Origin of the sequence: Pseudoxanthomonas fibrivorans, assembly GCF_041464125.1 — a bacterium.
In the GTDB taxonomy this organism is placed as follows: Bacteria; Pseudomonadota; Gammaproteobacteria; order Xanthomonadales; family Xanthomonadaceae; genus Pseudoxanthomonas.
Window position 1 is genome coordinate 219973 of record NZ_JBGNUG010000001.1, and the last position, 15111, is coordinate 235083.

At 73.2% G+C, this 15111-nt stretch carries 15 protein-coding genes; 6 read left to right on the forward strand and 9 right to left on the reverse strand.

Annotated elements, in window-relative coordinates; all coding sequences use genetic code 11:
- Window positions 1-72 precede the first annotated feature (72 nt).
- Window positions 73-1278 (forward strand): formate-dependent phosphoribosylglycinamide formyltransferase, encoded by a 1206-nt coding sequence (gene purT, locus ACA089_RS01060; RefSeq protein ID WP_372012594.1) that lies wholly within the window; start codon window positions 73-75, stop codon window positions 1276-1278.
- Window positions 1279-1295: 17 nt separating this feature from the next.
- Here purT and ACA089_RS01065 read toward each other — a convergent pair whose 3' ends face one another.
- Together ACA089_RS01065 and ACA089_RS01070 are read right to left on the reverse strand one after the other, a co-directional pair.
- Window positions 1296-2534: an endonuclease/exonuclease/phosphatase family protein gene (locus ACA089_RS01065; protein WP_372012596.1), complete on the reverse strand. Its 1239-nt coding sequence runs from the start codon at window positions 2532-2534 to the stop codon at window positions 1296-1298.
- A gap of 63 nt (window positions 2535-2597) precedes the next feature.
- Window positions 2598-3335 carry an arginyltransferase gene (locus ACA089_RS01070; RefSeq protein WP_372017583.1) on the reverse strand — a complete coding sequence of 246 codons (738 nt, stop codon included), beginning with the start codon at window positions 3333-3335 and terminating at the stop codon, window positions 2598-2600.
- A gap of 161 nt (window positions 3336-3496) precedes the next feature.
- Here ACA089_RS01070 and ACA089_RS01075 point away from each other — a divergent pair, with 161 nt between their 5' ends.
- Entirely contained in the window at window positions 3497-4063 is a 567-nt protein-coding gene (locus ACA089_RS01075) for an EF-hand domain-containing protein (protein ID WP_372012598.1), read from the forward strand.
- A gap of 75 nt (window positions 4064-4138) precedes the next feature.
- Here ACA089_RS01075 and ACA089_RS01080 read toward each other — a convergent pair whose 3' ends face one another.
- From ACA089_RS01080 to ACA089_RS01090, 3 genes are all read right to left on the reverse strand, one after another.
- Window positions 4139-4660 (reverse strand): hypothetical protein, encoded by a 522-nt coding sequence (locus ACA089_RS01080; protein WP_372012600.1) that lies wholly within the window; start codon window positions 4658-4660, stop codon window positions 4139-4141.
- A 3-nt stretch (window positions 4661-4663) separates the two neighbouring features.
- On the reverse strand, window positions 4664-5575 hold the full coding sequence (gene tesB, locus ACA089_RS01085) for an acyl-CoA thioesterase II (protein WP_372012601.1): 912 nt from the start codon (window positions 5573-5575) through the stop codon (window positions 4664-4666).
- Between the two features lie 156 nt (window positions 5576-5731).
- On the reverse strand, window positions 5732-6298 hold the full coding sequence (locus ACA089_RS01090) for an N-acetylmuramoyl-L-alanine amidase (RefSeq protein ID WP_372012603.1): 567 nt from the start codon (window positions 6296-6298) through the stop codon (window positions 5732-5734).
- A 24-nt stretch (window positions 6299-6322) separates the two neighbouring features.
- Between ACA089_RS01090 and ACA089_RS01095 the strand changes: the two genes are divergently transcribed.
- The 4 genes from ACA089_RS01095 to rlmKL all read left to right on the forward strand — a co-directional run bounded on the left by ACA089_RS01095 (window position 6323) and on the right by rlmKL (window position 11566).
- A complete protein-coding gene (locus ACA089_RS01095; protein WP_372012604.1) occupies window positions 6323-6832 on the forward strand; it encodes an MOSC domain-containing protein in 510 nt (169 codons plus the stop codon).
- Window positions 6829-7365, forward strand: coding sequence for a hypothetical protein (locus ACA089_RS01100; protein ID WP_372012606.1), 537 nt, complete (start codon window positions 6829-6831; stop codon window positions 7363-7365). The genes ACA089_RS01095 and ACA089_RS01100 overlap by 4 nt, the downstream gene beginning before the upstream one ends.
- A 178-nt stretch (window positions 7366-7543) precedes the next feature.
- Entirely contained in the window at window positions 7544-9157 is a 1614-nt protein-coding gene (locus ACA089_RS01105; protein WP_372012608.1) for an ATP-binding cassette domain-containing protein, read from the forward strand.
- Between the two features lie 165 nt (window positions 9158-9322).
- On the forward strand, window positions 9323-11566 hold the full coding sequence (rlmKL, locus tag ACA089_RS01110; RefSeq protein ID WP_372012610.1) for a bifunctional 23S rRNA (guanine(2069)-N(7))-methyltransferase RlmK/23S rRNA (guanine(2445)-N(2))-methyltransferase RlmL: 2244 nt from the start codon (window positions 9323-9325) through the stop codon (window positions 11564-11566).
- Here the strand turns inward: rlmKL and ACA089_RS01115 are convergent.
- From ACA089_RS01115 to ACA089_RS01130, 4 genes are all read right to left on the reverse strand, one after another.
- On the reverse strand, window positions 11563-12357 hold the full coding sequence (locus ACA089_RS01115; protein WP_372012612.1) for an EAL domain-containing protein: 795 nt from the start codon (window positions 12355-12357) through the stop codon (window positions 11563-11565). The two genes, rlmKL and ACA089_RS01115, sit on opposite strands and share 4 nt — an antisense overlap.
- Window positions 12358-12419: 62 nt before the next feature.
- Entirely contained in the window at window positions 12420-13268 is an 849-nt protein-coding gene (locus ACA089_RS01120; protein WP_372012614.1) for a chemotaxis protein CheX, read from the reverse strand.
- 39 nt (window positions 13269-13307) lie between these two features.
- Window positions 13308-13676, reverse strand: a complete 369-nt coding sequence (locus ACA089_RS01125; protein WP_372012616.1) for a response regulator — start codon at window positions 13674-13676, stop codon at window positions 13308-13310.
- Window positions 13677-13781: 105 nt separating this feature from the next.
- Window positions 13782-15071 (reverse strand): DUF445 domain-containing protein, encoded by a 1290-nt coding sequence (locus ACA089_RS01130; RefSeq protein ID WP_372012617.1) that lies wholly within the window; start codon window positions 15069-15071, stop codon window positions 13782-13784.
- Window positions 15072-15111 lie beyond the last annotated feature (40 nt).

The following is a 15111-nucleotide window of genomic DNA, read 5'->3' on the forward strand; positions in this document are numbered from 1 at the left end:
CCGGCGCGCCTCACCGGGCGGTCCGGGCGCCGCCGCTACACTGTGCGCCCCCAAACTGGTGCGCCCCTCGACATGGTCCGGATCGGAACCCCCAACTCCCCCCACGCCACCCGGGTCCTGCTGCTGGGGTCCGGTGAACTGGGCAAGGAGGTGGCCATCGAGCTGCAGCGGCTGGGCGTGGAGGTGATCGCCGCCGACCGCTACGCCGACGCGCCGGCCATGCAGGTCGCCCACCGCAGCCACGTGCTGGACATGCTGGACACGTTCGCCCTGCGCGAGCTGATCGCGCACGAGAAACCGGACCTGATCGTCCCGGAGATCGAGGCGATCCACACCGAGACCCTCGTCCAGCTGGAGAACGACCACGGGCAGAAGGTGATCCCGACCGCCCGCGCCGCGCGCCTGACCATGGACCGCGAGGGCATCCGCCGGCTGGCGGCCGAAGCGCTGGGCCTGCCGACCTCGCCGTACCGGTTCGTCGACACCTACGAGGAGTACCGCGCCGCGATCGCGCTGGTCGGCCTGCCGTGCGTGGTCAAGCCGGTGATGTCGTCCTCGGGCAAGGGCCAGAGCACGGTGCGCGCGGATACCGAGATCGACGCGGCCTGGGAATACGCGCAGACCGGCGGCCGCGCCGGCGCCGGCCGCTGCATCGTCGAGGGCTTCGTCGATTTCGACTACGAGATCACCCTGCTCACCGTGCGCCATGCCGGCGGCACTTCGTTCTGCGAGCCGATCGGCCACCTGCAGCGCGACGGCGACTACCGCGAGAGCTGGCAGCCGCAACCGATGTCGCCGCTGGCATTGCAGCGCTCGCAGGCCATCGCCCGCGCGATCACCGACGACCTGGGCGGCTGGGGCGTGTTCGGCGTGGAGCTGTTCGTCAAGGGCGACGAGGTCTGGTTCTCGGAGGTCTCCCCGCGGCCGCACGACACCGGCCTGGTCACGCTGGTCTCGCAGGAGCTGAGCGAGTTCGCCCTGCATGCGCGCGCCATCCTCGGCCTTCCGGTCGGTGCGGCCGAGGGCGGGACGATCCGCCAGAACGGTCCGTCGGCGTCGTGCGCGTTGCTCGCGCATGGCCACGGGGTGCCGGTGTTCTCGAACATCGAAGCCACGCTGCAGGCGCCGGACACCGCGCTGCGGCTGTTCGGCAAGCCGCGCGTGGAGGGCCATCGCCGGGTCGGCGTGACCCTGGCGCGGAGTGGCGATATCGACGGCGCCCGCGCGGTCGCTCGCCAAGCGGCCGAAGCGATCGGGATCGAACTGCGGGTCGACTGACCCGCACGCCGCGCGCGTTACAGCGCCAGGTCGACCCAGACCAGGTGGTGGTCGCTGCCGTCGGCGATGGCGGCGGCGGGGTCGTTCGAGGCGGGCCAGAACACGCCGCTGCCGCGCAGCTCGAAGCCGGTCGACGGCAGCACGTAGTCCAGGCGCATGGCGCCGGCCCGGGGGCCGAAATCGCCGGTGACGTGCTCCGGCGCGCCGCGCCGCAGCAGGCCCTTGGCCGCATAGGCGCGCGCGGTTTCCGCGCCGCCTTCGGAGCGGGGCGTGGCCATGCGCAGCACGCGCGGATGCTCGAGCAGCCCGAGGATCGCCTCGTGGCGGCCATCGCCATCGACCGGGTCGTTGTTGAGGTCGCCGGCGATGACGAAGCGCGCGCTGGCCGGCAGGCCGCCGCAGCGGCCCGCGTCGTCGCACAGCCACGCCTGCGCTTCCGGCGACAGGTACGCCTCCCATAGCCGGATCTCGTCCGCATTGCGCGCACCGTTGCGGTCCTCCGGCCCGTCGAAGACCGGCGGGGTCGGATGCGATCCAAGGAAATGCACGGTGCCGCCGGGCGTGCGCACGGGCACGTCCCAGTGCGACTTGGACGACAGGCGCAGCTGCGCCCAGGTCGCGTCGTCGTGCCAGGGCTGGCCGGTCTTCGGGTCGAGCGGGCGCCTCGCCCCGGGCATCGACGCCCAGCGCAACAGGCGGAAGCTGCGCACCGCGCCGGTATCGATCGGGTGCTTCGACAGCACCAGCATCCCGTACTGGCCAGGGTGCAAGCCGTAGCCCCAGGCGTCGTTGCCGCGGTCGCGATCCGTGCCCGCGTTGCCGGCGGCCGCGGCACCCGCGGCGCCGACGGTGCCGTTGCGGTCCAGGTCCAGGCCGCTGGGCACGCCGGTGTTCACCTCGGCGAAATAGCGGTACGGATAGTGCAGCGCCGCGCCGCCGCCGGGCTGCGGTTGTTCGAGGTAGCGGCGCTGGAACAGGTCGGCGGCCCGGCCGCCGGCGTCGTAGTCGAACTCGTTGAGCAGCACCAGGTCCGGGCGCACCTGCTGCAGCACCGCGGCGATCTTGCGTGCGCCGGGGTCGCCGGCCTCGAGCCGGCGCACCAGCCCGCCGGCGGTATCGTCGTAGAGCGAGGTGTTGTACGTGGCCACGCGCAGCGTGGTGGGCGTGGGCGCGCGCGCGCCGTCAGCGGAGGTGCCGGCGCAGGCGGAAAGCATCAGGACGAGCCCGGGGAGGGGGAGGCGGAAGAAGGCATGCATGCGCGGATTCTGGCACGCGCCGGTGACATCGCCGCGTCCGGGCCGGTCGTGGCATGGCCGGGTTCAGGCGGTGAACGGGCGCCAGCGGCGGCCGTCGAACGCCTCCAGCGGCCGGAAGCGGCGCTTGTAGTCCATCTTGCCGTGGCCTTCGATCCAGTAGCCCAGGTAGAGGTGCTCGAGGCCCTCGCGCTGCGCCCATTCGACCTGGCGCAGGATCGCCAGCGTTCCCGGGCTGCGTGCCGCCAGGTCGGGGTCGTAGAACGTGTACACCGCCGACAGTCCGCGGCCGACGCGATCGGTGACCGCCACCGCCAGCAGCCGGCCCGGTCCCCGCTCCGCGCCCAGGCGCAGCTCGACGAAGCGCGTGTCCGACCAGCTGCCCACCAGGAACTGGTCGAATTCGGCGGTGCCGTGCCCGTCCATGCCGCCGTCCCGATGGCGCGCGCCGAGGTAGCGCTGGTACAGCTCGAAGTGCTCGCCGGTGCGCCGCGCCGGGGCGATCCGCGTCTGCACGTCGGCATTGCGCGCCAGGCAGCGGCGCTGGCTGCGGTCCGGTGCGAACGCCGCCACCGGGATGCGCACGGCCACGCAGGCGCGGCAGTGCGCGCAATGCGGCCGGTACACCAGGTCGCCTGAGCGGCGGAATCCCCAGTCCAGCGCCTGCGGGTAGATCTGCGGCAGGCGCGGATCGCGCGGATCCAGGACCAGGTCGCGGGCGCTGCGCTCGGGCCAGTAGCCGCACGCGTGGCCACCGGTCTGGAACAGGCGCAGGTCGTCGGTGGGGGAGGAATCGTGGCCCATGGTCGCGGCATCGACGGTTGCCGGCAGCATACTCCGGCCGCTTCCACGGGCGGTGGGCGCCCGGCCGCCGGCTGAACGGCGCGGTGCCGGCGTCAACGCCGGCCGGGCTCCGGCGTTCTCCCTGTCGTGGCCATCACGTCCACGACCTACTGGAGAATCGCGTGAACAAGACCCCCACCCTGATCGCCGCCGCGCTGCTGGCCGTGACCGCCGGGGCCGCCGTGGCGCAGACCGCCGGCACCACCGGCGCGTCGCCGCCGCGCAAGGCGCTCGATGCCAACAACGACGGTGTCGTCGACCGTGCCGAGGCGGCGGCGCATCCGCGCCTGGCCGGGAAGTTCGACAGCCTCGACGCGAACAAGGACGGCAAGCTCGATCGCGGCGAGATGCCGCGCAAGCACGGGCGCGGCGGCCGCGACGGCCATCCGTTCGCCGACCTCGATACCGACGGGGACGGCCGGATCAGCAAGGCCGAGGCAGCGGCGAAGCCCGAGTTCGCGGGGCGTTTCGCCGAGCTCGATGCGAACAGCGACGGATTCGTCGACAAGGCCGATCGCGAACTGGCCAGCCGGCAGCGCCGCGACCAGTGGTTCCAGCAAGCCGACAGCAACAAGGACGGCAGCCTGAGCAAGGCCGAGTACGACGCGGCGCATGCCAGGCGTGGCGCCGAGGGTCGCCGGCACGGCGGCGGGGGGCGCGGGCAGGCCCCGGACGCGGCGCGCAAGTAATGCAATGAGGTGGCGCGGCGGAGCGCTGGCCACGCCGGCGCTCCGCCCCTGCGCCGCGCGGCGGAAGAAGCGCGGTCAGCCGCCCGGCGGTGGCGTGATCCGCACGCGGACTTCCTCGTCCTCGCCGGCCTCTTCAGGTTCCTGGGCCGCCGGGGTGGCCGGCGTCGCGGCAGGGGCCGGCGCGACCTGCGGCACGGCCGGTGCGGGGTGGCGTCGCAGCCAGATGAACACCGCCACCGCCGCGATCAGCAGCAGCAGGCCCACGCGCACGCGCCAGGCCCAGCGCTTGCCGCCGTCCTCGAAGCGCGAAGGCAGCGGTTCGGTCGCTGGCTGCGGCAGGCCCGAGTAGGAGCGCGTGGTCGCCAGCAGGCCGGCCTCGCGCAGCAGTTCGCGCGCGCGCGGCTGGTCCTCGGGGATCCGCACCCACACCGCCGGCTGCTGGTTGGCCGGCGCGGGCTCGGAGTAGCTGAACTGCCCGCGGCGCTTGCCGCGGTAGGAACGCGGCTGGCTGATGTGCACCGGGATGCCCGCGTTCTCGAGCAGGCGGGCCACGCCTTCCACGGTTTCCAGTCGCTGGCTGGTGAAGATCTGGCGCATGGTTCAGTCCTTCGCCGGGACCAGGCGCGCGCTGCCCGGATCGGGCACGACCCGGATCAGGCCTTCCTGCGCGGTGCTGGCGACCAGCCGGCCCTGGCGGTCGAAGACCTGGCCGCGGGCGAGCCCGCGCGAGCCCTCGGTGCTCGGGCTGTCGAGCGAATACAGCAGCCATTCGTCGGCGCGGAACGGGCGGTGGAACCACAGCGCGTGGTCGAGCGAGGCCATCTGCACGTTCGGGGTGTAGTAGCTGATCCCGTGCGGGAAGGTCGCCGTGCCGAGCAGGTGGAAATCCGAGGCGTAGGCCAGCAGCGCCTGGTGCAGTTCGGTCGGGATCTGGCCCACGTTCTCGCGCAGCCGGAACCAGACCTGCTGGTAGGGCGGACGCTTGGGCGGATTGAGCTCGTCGCGCGGGTACACGTGGCGGAACTCGAACGGGCCACCGCGCGACAGCCAGCGCTGGACCTTGGTCGGCAGCGTCGCCATCACCTCCGCCGGCACCGGCGGCGCCGGGGCGATGTCCTCCGGCTGCGGCACTTCCGGCATCTTCAGCTGGTGCTCCGCGCCGGGTTCCTCGTCCTGGAACGAGGCCGCGCAGAAGAAGATCACCTTGCCGTGCTGGATCGCGGTGATCCGCCGCACCGAGAAGCTGCCGCCGTCGCGGGTGCGGTCGACGTCGTAGACGATCGGATGCTCGATGTCGCCTGCGCGCAGGAAGTACGCGTGCAGCGAATGGGCATGCCGGCCGTTGTCGATGGTCGCCTGGGCCGCGGCCAGCGCCTGACCCAGCACCTGCCCGCCGAACACATATTTCGTGCCGATGTCGCGGCTCTGCCCACGGAACAGGTTGTCCTCCAGCCGCTCCAGCGCGAGCAGCTCGATCAGTTCGGAAACCACGGGGCCGAGGGCGGGGGGCAAGGGAGCAGCCTGCTGCGGGAAAGAAGGCGATTATAGCGGCGCCACATGGCCCGCCCGTGCCCCGGGAACGCGGTGCAATGGCGGCGGGCGATGCGGTTCAGCCGGCGGCATCGGCCGGGGCGCGCCTGCATCCGGGCGTCGCCTCCGGCTGCAGCGCTACCGCGGCAGCCGCTGCAGCGGGACGCTGGCCAGCACCCGGGTCCAGGGGAACCGGGGGCCGGGATCGCGCTTGCGGGACACCTGCACGGCCGGATCGTCGCTGGCGGGGACCTGGTCGCGGTCCAGGTCCTCGTGCCCGGCGACGTGGCGCAGTGCCGGCAGGCGTGCGGCCAGGTCCTGCAGCAACGCCACCAGCGCATCGACCTGCGCGTCCGGATAGGCCTCGTCCATCGCCTGGTGGCGCGAATCCAGCCAGTGCGGCCAGCGGCCGGTGTTGACCAGTTCGATCCCGATCGCGCGCGGGTTCCAGCCGCGCACGTGGTGGGCGATGCGGTCCTCGGGCACGTAGCGCAGCACGGTGCCGTCGCGGTCGATGTAGTAGTGGCCGCTGTTGCCGGTCCCGCTGTCGTAGAGCACGCGCTCGCCGTACCCGCGCGCGGTGGCCAGGTCGGGCAGTTCGGTGCAATGGATGACGACCACATCGACCTGCTCGAGCGGGCGCTGCCCGAGCTGCTCCACGTAAGGCAACGGCTGGTCGACGATGGCGGGCGCGGCGGCGGTCATGGGGCGGGATGCTAGCATTCGCGCATGCCCGCTTTTTCTTCCTCGCGACCCGCTCCGGACAGCCCGCTCGGGCGCCTGATGGCGACCTTGCCGCGCAGCGGTCGGGTCGAATGGATCGGCCTGCGCCCGGCGCGCGAACAGGCGATGGTCGCGGTGGCCGAGGTGGAGGCCAAGGGCGGTGGCGGACTGCGCGGCGACCGCTACAAGGGCCGCAACGGCGAACGCGGCGTGACCCTGATCCAGGCCGAGCACCTGCCGGTGATCGCGGCGCTGGCCGGGCTCGAGGCGATCGCGCCGGCGACCCTGCGCCGCAACCTGGTGGTGTCCGGCATTCCCCTCGTCGCCCTGAAGGGCAGGCGTTTCCGGATCGGCGAGCTGGTGCTCGAGGGGACCGAGTCCTGCGATCCATGCTCGCGCATGGAGGCCGCGCTCGGGCCGGGCGGCTTCAACGCGATGCGCGGCCATGGCGGACTGTGCGCGCGCATCGTCGAGGGCGGCACGGTGCGCGTGGGCGACGCGGTGGCGGCACTGTGAGCCGCGGCCACTGCATCCTCTCGCACGGATTCGAGAGCGGACCGGACGCGACCAAGGTCACCGCCCTGGCCGAAGCCGCCGAACGCCTGGGCTGGACCACCGAGCGCCCGGATTACACCGACCTGGACGCGCGCGTGGAGGTCAGCCGGGTCGGCGACGTCCCCGCGCGGCTGCAGCGGCTGGTCGACCTGGCCACCGCCGCGGTCTCGCGCGGTGGTCCGGTGGTGCTGGGTGGCTCGAGCCTGGGGGCCTACGTCTCCGCCATCGCCTCGCTGCAAGTGCCGACCCGCGCCCTGTTCCTGATGGTGCCGCCGCTGGGCATGGGACCGATGCCGGCGCTGGACGCCGCGCCGGTGCCGCTGTCGGTGGTGCATGCCTGGCACGACGAGCTCATCCCGGCGGCCGGGGTGATCGAATGGGCGCGCACCCGTTCGGCACGGTTGCTGCTGCTCGACGACGGCCATCGGCTCGCCGCGCACGTGGACGCGACCGCGCGCGCCTTCGCCGAACTGCTCGAATCGCTGCCGCGCTGACGCGCCCGCGGGTCGCGGCCGGTTCAGCCGGGCGCGCATGCCCCGGGTTAGCATGTCCGCCCGATGTTCCCGCTGGAGGATGCGCACGATGCGCCAGTGATGCCGCCGTCTTCGACGGCCCGAGTCTCCGCCGCCCCAGTGGCCGGCCGGAGTGCCATGGCATCACACCGGAGCACGCATGTCGCATCCCTCCCTGGCGCTGGAAGGCGTCACCCAGGTCCTGGCCGACGGCCGGGTCCTGTTCTCCGACCTCCATGAACGCTTCGACCTGCGGCCGACCGCACTGGTCGGGCGCAACGGCGTGGGCAAGAGCCTGCTCGCCGCGATCCTGGCCGGCCGCCTCGCCCCGACCGCGGGCCGTAGCGTGCGCGAAGGGCGCGTGCACTACCTGCCGCAGCAGGTGGTGCCGTCGCCGACGGACAGCATCGGCGGCCTCGCCGGCCTCGGCCCGGTGCTGGCGGCGCTGGCGCGGATCGAGTCCGGCAGCTGCGATCCCGCCGATTTCGAGCGGGTGGGCGAACGCTGGAACCTGCGCGGGGAACTGCAGGACGCGTTGCGCGACGAAGGCCTCGCCGGCCTCGCACCGGAGACGCCGGCCGCGCGGCTGAGCGGCGGCGAGGCGATGCGCGTGGCGCTGGCTGGCGCGTGGCTGTCCGGTGCCGATTTCCTGGTGCTCGACGAACCCGGCAACCACCTCGACCGCGGCGCGCGCGAACGCCTGCGCGCGCGGCTGCGCGACTGGCCGGGCGGCCTGCTGCTGGTCAGCCACGACCGTGCGCTGCTGCGCGGGATGGAGCGCATCGTCGAGCTGACGGCCGACGGCCTGGCCAGCCATGGCGACGGTTACGCGGCCTACCTGGACAGCCGCCAGCGCGAGGCGGACGCCGCCCAGCGGCAGCTCGCCCACGCGCGCGCCGACCGCGCCCGCCAGCGCCGCGAAGCCGTCGTCCTGCACGAGCGCGAGCAGCGCCGGCAGTCGCGCGACCGCCAGCAGCGCCGCGACGCCAACCAGGCCGCGATCCTGCTCGACCGCCAGCGCGAGCGCAGCGAGCAGTCCGCCGGGCGGCGCGCGCTGCTGCGCCGGCAGGCCGAAGCGCAGGCCGGGCAGCAGGTGCGCGAGGCGGCGGCGCGGGTCGCCGATGCGGCGCCGGTGGCGATGTTCGCGCCGGCCCCGGCCAGCACGGCGCAGCGGCGCGTGGCGGTACTGGACGAGGTGGAGTTGCCGTTCGCCGCCCGCGGAACGCCCCCGCTGTCGCTGTCGATCGGTGGCGCGCACAGGATCGGCGTGGTCGGCGACAACGGCTGCGGCAAGTCGACCCTGCTGCGGCTGCTCGCCGGCGTGCTCGAACCGCTGGCCGGCCGCTGCGACGTGCACGTGCCCGTGGCACTCCTCGACCAGACCCTGTCGGGCCTGCCGCCGCAGGCCAGCGCGCTGGACAGCCTGCGCGCCGCCGCCCCTGGCATGTCCGAGGCGGACCGGCGCCTGCGCCTGGCGCTGCTCGGCCTGGATGCGGCGCGGATCGCGGTTCCGGCCGGCATGCTCAGTGGCGGCGAGCGGCTCAAGGCCGCGCTGGCCTGCGTGCTCTACGCGGCCGAGCCGCCGCAGCTGTTGCTGCTCGACGAGCCGGACAACCATCTCGACCTGGACTCGAAAGCGGCGCTGGAACGGATGCTGCTCGATTACCCGGGCGCGTTGCTGGTGGTCTCGCACGACGATGCGTTCCTCGACGGGCTGGCGCTGGGCGCGCGCCTGGAGGCCGGACGCGCGGGCTGGCAGCTGACGCCGTGGTGACCGTGGACGGGGCCGGGCTGGCGTTGCCCGTCCCGATGCCCGACCATTCCCGCCCAAACCAGTCCCGCTCATCCGGCGTGCCCGTGCATCCCGGTGACGGCCGCCGCCGGCGGACCGGCCGGCATGTCCGCGCGCCGGCCGCACGCCCCCTCCGTGGACCTCCCCATGAAGTTTTTCGTCTCCTGCGCCAAGGGCCTGGAATACCTGCTCGCCGACGAGCTGGTGGCACTGGGCGCGGCGAAGGCCACCGCCACGGTCGCCGGCGCCAACGCCGAGGGCACCCTGGACGATGCGCAGCGCGCGGTGCTGTGGTCGCGCCTGGCCAGCCGCGTGCTGTGGCCGCTGGCCGAGTACGACTGCCCGGACGAGCAGGCGCTGTACGACGGCGCCGCGTCGCTGCCGTGGCACGAGCACCTGCGCGAAGGCGACACCGTGGCCGTCGATGCGCACGTGTCCGGCGAGGCGATCACCCACGCGCGTTTCGCCGCGCAACGCATCAAGGACGCGGTGGTCGACGTGTTCCGCGCGCAAGGCCTCGAGCGGCCGTCTGTGGACGTGGACTCGCCGGGCCTGCGCCTGAACCTGTCGCTGCGCAAGGGCCGGGCGACGCTGTCGGTGGATCTCGGCGGCGGCCCGCTGCATCGCCGGGGCTGGCGCGCCTCGGCGCACGAGGCGCCACTGAAGGAGAACCTGGCCGCGGCGATGCTGCTGCGCGGTAGCTGGCCGAACCTGTACGCCGAAGGCGGTGCACTGCTGGACCCGATGTGCGGCAGCGGCACGCTGCTGATCGAAGGCGCGTTGATGGTCGCGGAGGTCGCGCCCGGCCTCGGCCGGATGCAGGCACTGCCCGCGGCGGATGCGGCCCCGCCCGGAGCGGCACCCGCCACGACCAACCCGTGGGACGCGGCGATGGCCACGCGTGCACCGGCCATGCCGGCGACGCCGCCACCGGTCGCCGTGCCCACCCGCTGGACCGGTTTCGACACCGCCGCCTGGGCCACCCGGGTCGCCGAGGCGCGTGCCCGCGCCCAGTCCGGCCTGGCCGCGCTGCGTCCGGTCTTCCATGGCAGCGACTTCGATCCGCAGGCGATCGCCGCCGCGCGCGCCAATGCCCAGGCAGCCGGCGTGGCCGGCGCGATCGTGTTCGAGGTGCGCGACATCGACGCCTTGCCGGTGCGGCCGGAACCGCGAGGCCTGGTGGCGTGCAATCCACCCTACGATCGCCGCCTGGCCGCGGATGGTGCGCTGTACCGGCGCCTGGGCCAGGCGCTGCAGCGGGCAGTACCGGAGTGGCGCGCCAGCCTGCTGTGCGGCGACGCCGACCTGGCCCATGCCACCGGCCTGCGCGCGGCGAAGAAGTACCAGCTGTTCAACGGGGCGCTGGAATGCGCGCTGATCGTCTGCGACCCGGTCCGCCCGCCGCAGCGCGACGCCGCGCCGCGGCCGCTGTCCGAAGGCGCGCAGATGGTCGCCAACCGGCTGCAGCGCAACCTGCGCAAGCTGAAGAACTGGCGCAGCGGCGAGGGCGTGACCTGCTTCCGTGCCTACGACGCCGACATCCCCGAGTACGCCGCGGCGATCGACGTCTACGCCGAGGACGGCGGCGAGCAGCGCAGCTTCCTGCACGTGCAGGAGTACGCGCCGCCGGCCGAGATCCCCGACGCCGACGTGCGCCGCCGCCGCAACGAACTGCTCGCCGCCGCGCGCGAGACCTTCGCCGTGCCGCCGGAGCGGCTGGCGCTGAAGACCCGTGAGCGCGGCAAGGGCGGCTCCAAGTACGGCAAGTACGACCAGCAGGGCGAGCGCTTCGTGGTGCGCGAGAACGGCGCGCGGCTGTGGGTGAACCTGTTCGACTACCTGGACAGCGGCCTGTTCCTCGACCACCGCCCGCTGCGCCGGCGCATGGCCCGGGAAGCGAAGGGCCGGCGCTTCCTCAACCTGTTCTGCTACACCGGCGTGGCCAGCGTGCAGGCGGCGGTGGCCGGCGCGGCCAGCACCACCAGCGTCGACCTGTCCGCCACCTACCTGCAGTGGTGCGCGGACAACCTCGCGCTCAACGGCATGGCCGGCGCGGCGCACCAGCTGGTGCAGGCCGACGCGCTGGCGTGGCTGGAAGCCGAGCGCGGGAAGTACGACGTGATCTTCTGCGACCCGCCGACCTTCTCCAACTCCGCCCGTGCCGACGACTTCGACGTGCAGCGCGAGCACGTGCGCCTGCTGCGGCTGGCCTCGGCGCGGCTGGCGCAGGGCGGGGCGCTGTACTTCTCCAACAACTTCCGCCGCTTCCGCCTGGACGCCGACGCGGTGGCGCAGTTCGCCGACTGCGAGGAGATCAGCGCTTCGACCATCCCGCCGGACTTCGCGCGCAACGCGCGCATCCACCGCGCCTGGCGGCTGGCCGCGGGCTAGCCCGGCCCGGCCAGCGGCGCGGTGCCGGCGTCCGCCGGTGCGTCCCCGTTCCAGGCCTGGAAGGCCTGCAGCGCGCGCGCCGCCAGTGGACGGCTGTACAGGGAGCCCTGCGCCAGGGGAATGCCCGCCGCGCGCAGCACCTGCTCCTGCGCCGGCGTCTCCACGCCTTCGGCGATCACCTGCAGGTCGGTGGCCGACAGCAGCGCCGACAATCCCGCCAGCCACTCCGGCAGCGGTCGAGCGCCGTCGATCTCCGCCACCCGCTGGCGGTCGATCTTGATCACATGGAAGGTGCAGCGCGAAAGGATCGCGAGGTTGGCGCTGTCCAGCGTCACGTCGTCCAGCGCGAAGCGCACGCCGTTGCGCGCGGCCGCCTGCATCTCCGCCATGCCCATGCTGTCGGGAATGCCGCGCTCGGTGATCTCGAGGATCAGCTGCTCGCGCAGGACGCGGTAGTACCCGGTCTTCTGCGCGGCATAGGCGATGCCGCCCCGGCCCAGCAGCGCCGGCGGCACGTTGATGCTCATGAACAGCTGCGGGCGCTCGGCCAGCCAGGGCCCGAGCTCGCGCGCGGCGGTCTCGATCGCGAAATAGGTGAGCAGCCCGCCGAGCGCGCTCTCCTCGGCGACCGGGATGAACTCGCCGGGCCCGATCATCCGCCCCAGCCGCCGCCAGCGCAGCAACGCCTCGCAGCCGGTGCAGCGGCCGTCGGCCAGCGACACGATCGGCTGGTATTCGAGGAAGAATTCCCCGCGGTCCAGGCCTGCCTGGATGTCTGCCGGAGTGACCATGGATCCTCCTGCTGCCGGATCCAGAATAACAGGGGACGCGGCACGCGCCGCGTCCCCGCGGGTCAGTCCCCGACCAGCAGGACGAACGGCCCGAGCTGGGAGTTCATCAGCAGGGCCAGGCTGCGCTCGCGGTCGGCCAGCAGCGTGGCGGCCGGGGTCGACAGGCCGGGCGGGAACGCACGGTACTGCACGTCGTCCGGCAGCACGTTGCGCACCACATACCCCATCAGCACGTTGACGATCTCGCCCAGGCCGTCGAGCGCCAGCGCATCGTCGCAGCGCTCCGGTCCGATCTTCAGGAACGCGCAGGCCATCGCCCGCATGGTGTCCAGGTTGCAGGCCATGCCGATGAACATCGGCTGCTCGCCGTCGATCCGCACGTGGGCCACGTGCGGGAACAGGTCCATGTCCTCCACCCCCAGCACCCCGGCGGCCTGGCACTGGCCGTCGAGCATGCGCGGGAACAGGCGCCCGCACAGCTGGATCGCGCCGTTGGCCAGTTCGGCCAGCGCATGGTCGGCCACGCCGACGGCCAGCGCATGGTTGGCCGCGTCCTGGTCGGCGCGGTGCGCGGCCAGTTCCGCTTCCAGCCGCGCCGGCTCGATGACGCCCTGTTCGAGCAGCACCTGCCCGAACAGCTTGCGCCCGGCCTTCTGCGCCGCCAGCAGGGTGTCCACCTGGGCCGCGTCGAGCAGGCCCATCTCCAGCGCGATGTCGCCGAAGCGGCGGTCGTCGGCGCGCTGGCGGTCGTTGATGCGGCGCGCCTGCGCCTCGGTCAGCAGGCCATGGCGCACGGCCAGCTCGCCCAGCAGCGGGTTGGAGGCGCGCTGCGCCTCGATCGCCGCCAGCAGCTGCTGGGGCGTGATCACGCCACGCTCCATCAGGAACTGGCCCAGGAATTTCACAGCCATCGGTTATCCCCTCAGCATTGTCCGGATGATACCCGCCGGTCAGGCGAGCGCGTCACGCAGCACGCGCTCCATCGCCTCGGGGTCGATGGGCTTCTGCAGGTAGGAGAGGGCGCCCAGGCGCAGGCACTCCTCGATGTCGCTCTGCGCGCCGAGCGAGCTGAGGATCACCACGCGCGCCTTCGGGTCGGCCTCAAGGATCCGCGCCAGCGCCTGGCGGCCGTCGCATTCGGGCATCACCAGGTCCAGCAGGACCAGGTCCGGCTTGAGCGCCTGGTACTGGGCCACGGCCTCTAGGCCGTTGCCGGCCTCGCCGGCCACCTGGAAGCCGGCCTCCTCGAGCTGGCCGCTGGCCAGCATGCGCAGGGCGCGCGAATCGTCGCAAAGCAGCACGGTCGGGCGTGCGGTCATGTCGTATCCCCTGTTCTACGGTGGCCGCAGGAGCGGTCGTCTATCGCATAGCGGCCGGGGCGGCCGGTGCTTGAGGACAATCGATGCTGCGTTGCGGCAGGGTGGTCAGGCCGGGCCGCGTTCCAGCAGCACGATCAGCGCGTGCAGGCCGAGGCCGATCAGGCCGCCGACCAGGGTGCCGTTGAAGCGGATGTACTGCAGGTCGCGGCCCACGCTCAGCTCCAGCTGCTCGACCAGGTGGCGTTCGTCCCAGGCCTTGACCGTCTGCGCGATGTAGTCGGTGACGCCGCCGCGCAGGCGCTGGGCCAGCTTCTCCGCGCCGCCGAGGACGTGCTGGTTGATCGCCTCGCGCAGCGCCCCGTCGCGCGCGAGCGCGCCGCCGAGCCCGGCCAGCGAGCGTTCCAGGTGGCGGGCGAGTACGCCGTCCCCGCGTTCCAGGTCGCGGCGCAGGCTGGCGTGGACCTGGTCCCACAGGCCGCGCACGTATTCCTGCACGCTTTCATGGCCGATCAGGTTCTGCTTGATCGCCTCGACCCGCCCGGCCAGCGCCGGGTCCTCGCGCAGGCGCTGCACGTAGGCCTGCAGCCAGTCCTCGTAGTCGCGGCGCAGCGGATGGTCGGCGCGCGACAGGATCTCGTTGAGCTCGTCGAGCATGGCCCGGGCAATGCGGTCGGCGAGGCTGTCGGCGATGCCTTCGACAGGCTTGACGAAATCCACCGTCCCCACCAGGCGCGGCCATTCCTTGCGCGCGTGCTTGACCAGCAGGCCGGACGCGCGCTGCTTGACCGCCTCGTCGTCCAGGTAGCGGGCCAGGCGCTTGAGCGCCTCGTCCAGCAGCGCCTGGTGGCGGCCGTCGGCGGTGAGCAGGCCGAGCACGTCGCCGGCGGTGGCGGCGGCGTTCCAGCCGCGCAGGCGGGCGGTGACGAAGGCCTGGATGGCCTCGCGCACCGCGCGCTCGTCCAGCAGGTCCAGCGCCTGCAGCGCCCAGCCCCGTGCGAGCCCGGCGAGCCTGTGCGACTGCTCCGGCCGCGACAGCCATTCGCCGAGCTTCGCCGCCGGATCGAACACTTCCAGCCGCGCCAGCAGCGTCTGCGGCTCCAGGAAGTGGTCGCGCACGAACGCGGCCAGGCTGTCGGCGATGCGCGCCTTGCTGCGCGGGACGATGGCGGTGTGCGGGATCGGCAGGCCGAGCGGGTGGCGGAACAGCGCGACCACCGCGAACCAGTCGGCCAGCGCGCCGACCGTGGCCGCCTCGCAGAATGCCGAGACCCAGGCCCACACGCCTTCGTTGCCCATCGCGTGGCTGAGCACGAAGCCGGCCAGCATCGCCAGCAGCATCGCCAGGGCGATGGCCTTCATGCGGCGCAGCTGCGCGCGGCGCGGATCGTCGGTCATGCCTCTCCCGTGCGGATCGGACGGCGGGGGCGCAGTGTAG

What these genes read in the sequence shown, in the direction of transcription:
- purT (WP_372012594.1), top strand. Translation starts at nt 73, where the DNA reads ATGGTCCGGATCGGAACCCCCAACTCCCCCCACGCCACCCGGGTCCTG.
- ACA089_RS01065 (WP_372012596.1), bottom strand. Translation starts at nt 2,534, where the DNA reads ATGCATGCCTTCTTCCGCCTCCCCCTCCCCGGGCTCGTCCTGATGCTT.
- ACA089_RS01070 (WP_372017583.1), bottom strand. Translation starts at nt 3,335, where the DNA reads ATGGGCCACGATTCCTCCCCCACCGACGACCTGCGCCTGTTCCAGACC.
- ACA089_RS01080 (WP_372012600.1), bottom strand. Translation starts at nt 4,660, where the DNA reads ATGCGCCAGATCTTCACCAGCCAGCGACTGGAAACCGTGGAAGGCGTG.
- ACA089_RS01090 (WP_372012603.1), bottom strand. Translation starts at nt 6,298, where the DNA reads ATGACCGCCGCCGCGCCCGCCATCGTCGACCAGCCGTTGCCTTACGTG.
- ACA089_RS01095 (WP_372012604.1), top strand. Translation starts at nt 6,323, where the DNA reads ATGCCCGCTTTTTCTTCCTCGCGACCCGCTCCGGACAGCCCGCTCGGG.
- ACA089_RS01105 (WP_372012608.1), top strand. Translation starts at nt 7,544, where the DNA reads ATGTCGCATCCCTCCCTGGCGCTGGAAGGCGTCACCCAGGTCCTGGCC.
- rlmKL (WP_372012610.1), top strand. Translation starts at nt 9,323, where the DNA reads ATGAAGTTTTTCGTCTCCTGCGCCAAGGGCCTGGAATACCTGCTCGCC.
- ACA089_RS01115 (WP_372012612.1), bottom strand. Translation starts at nt 12,357, where the DNA reads ATGGTCACTCCGGCAGACATCCAGGCAGGCCTGGACCGCGGGGAATTC.
- ACA089_RS01120 (WP_372012614.1), bottom strand. Translation starts at nt 13,268, where the DNA reads ATGGCTGTGAAATTCCTGGGCCAGTTCCTGATGGAGCGTGGCGTGATC.
- ACA089_RS01125 (WP_372012616.1), bottom strand. Translation starts at nt 13,676, where the DNA reads ATGACCGCACGCCCGACCGTGCTGCTTTGCGACGATTCGCGCGCCCTG.
- ACA089_RS01130 (WP_372012617.1), bottom strand. Translation starts at nt 15,071, where the DNA reads ATGACCGACGATCCGCGCCGCGCGCAGCTGCGCCGCATGAAGGCCATC.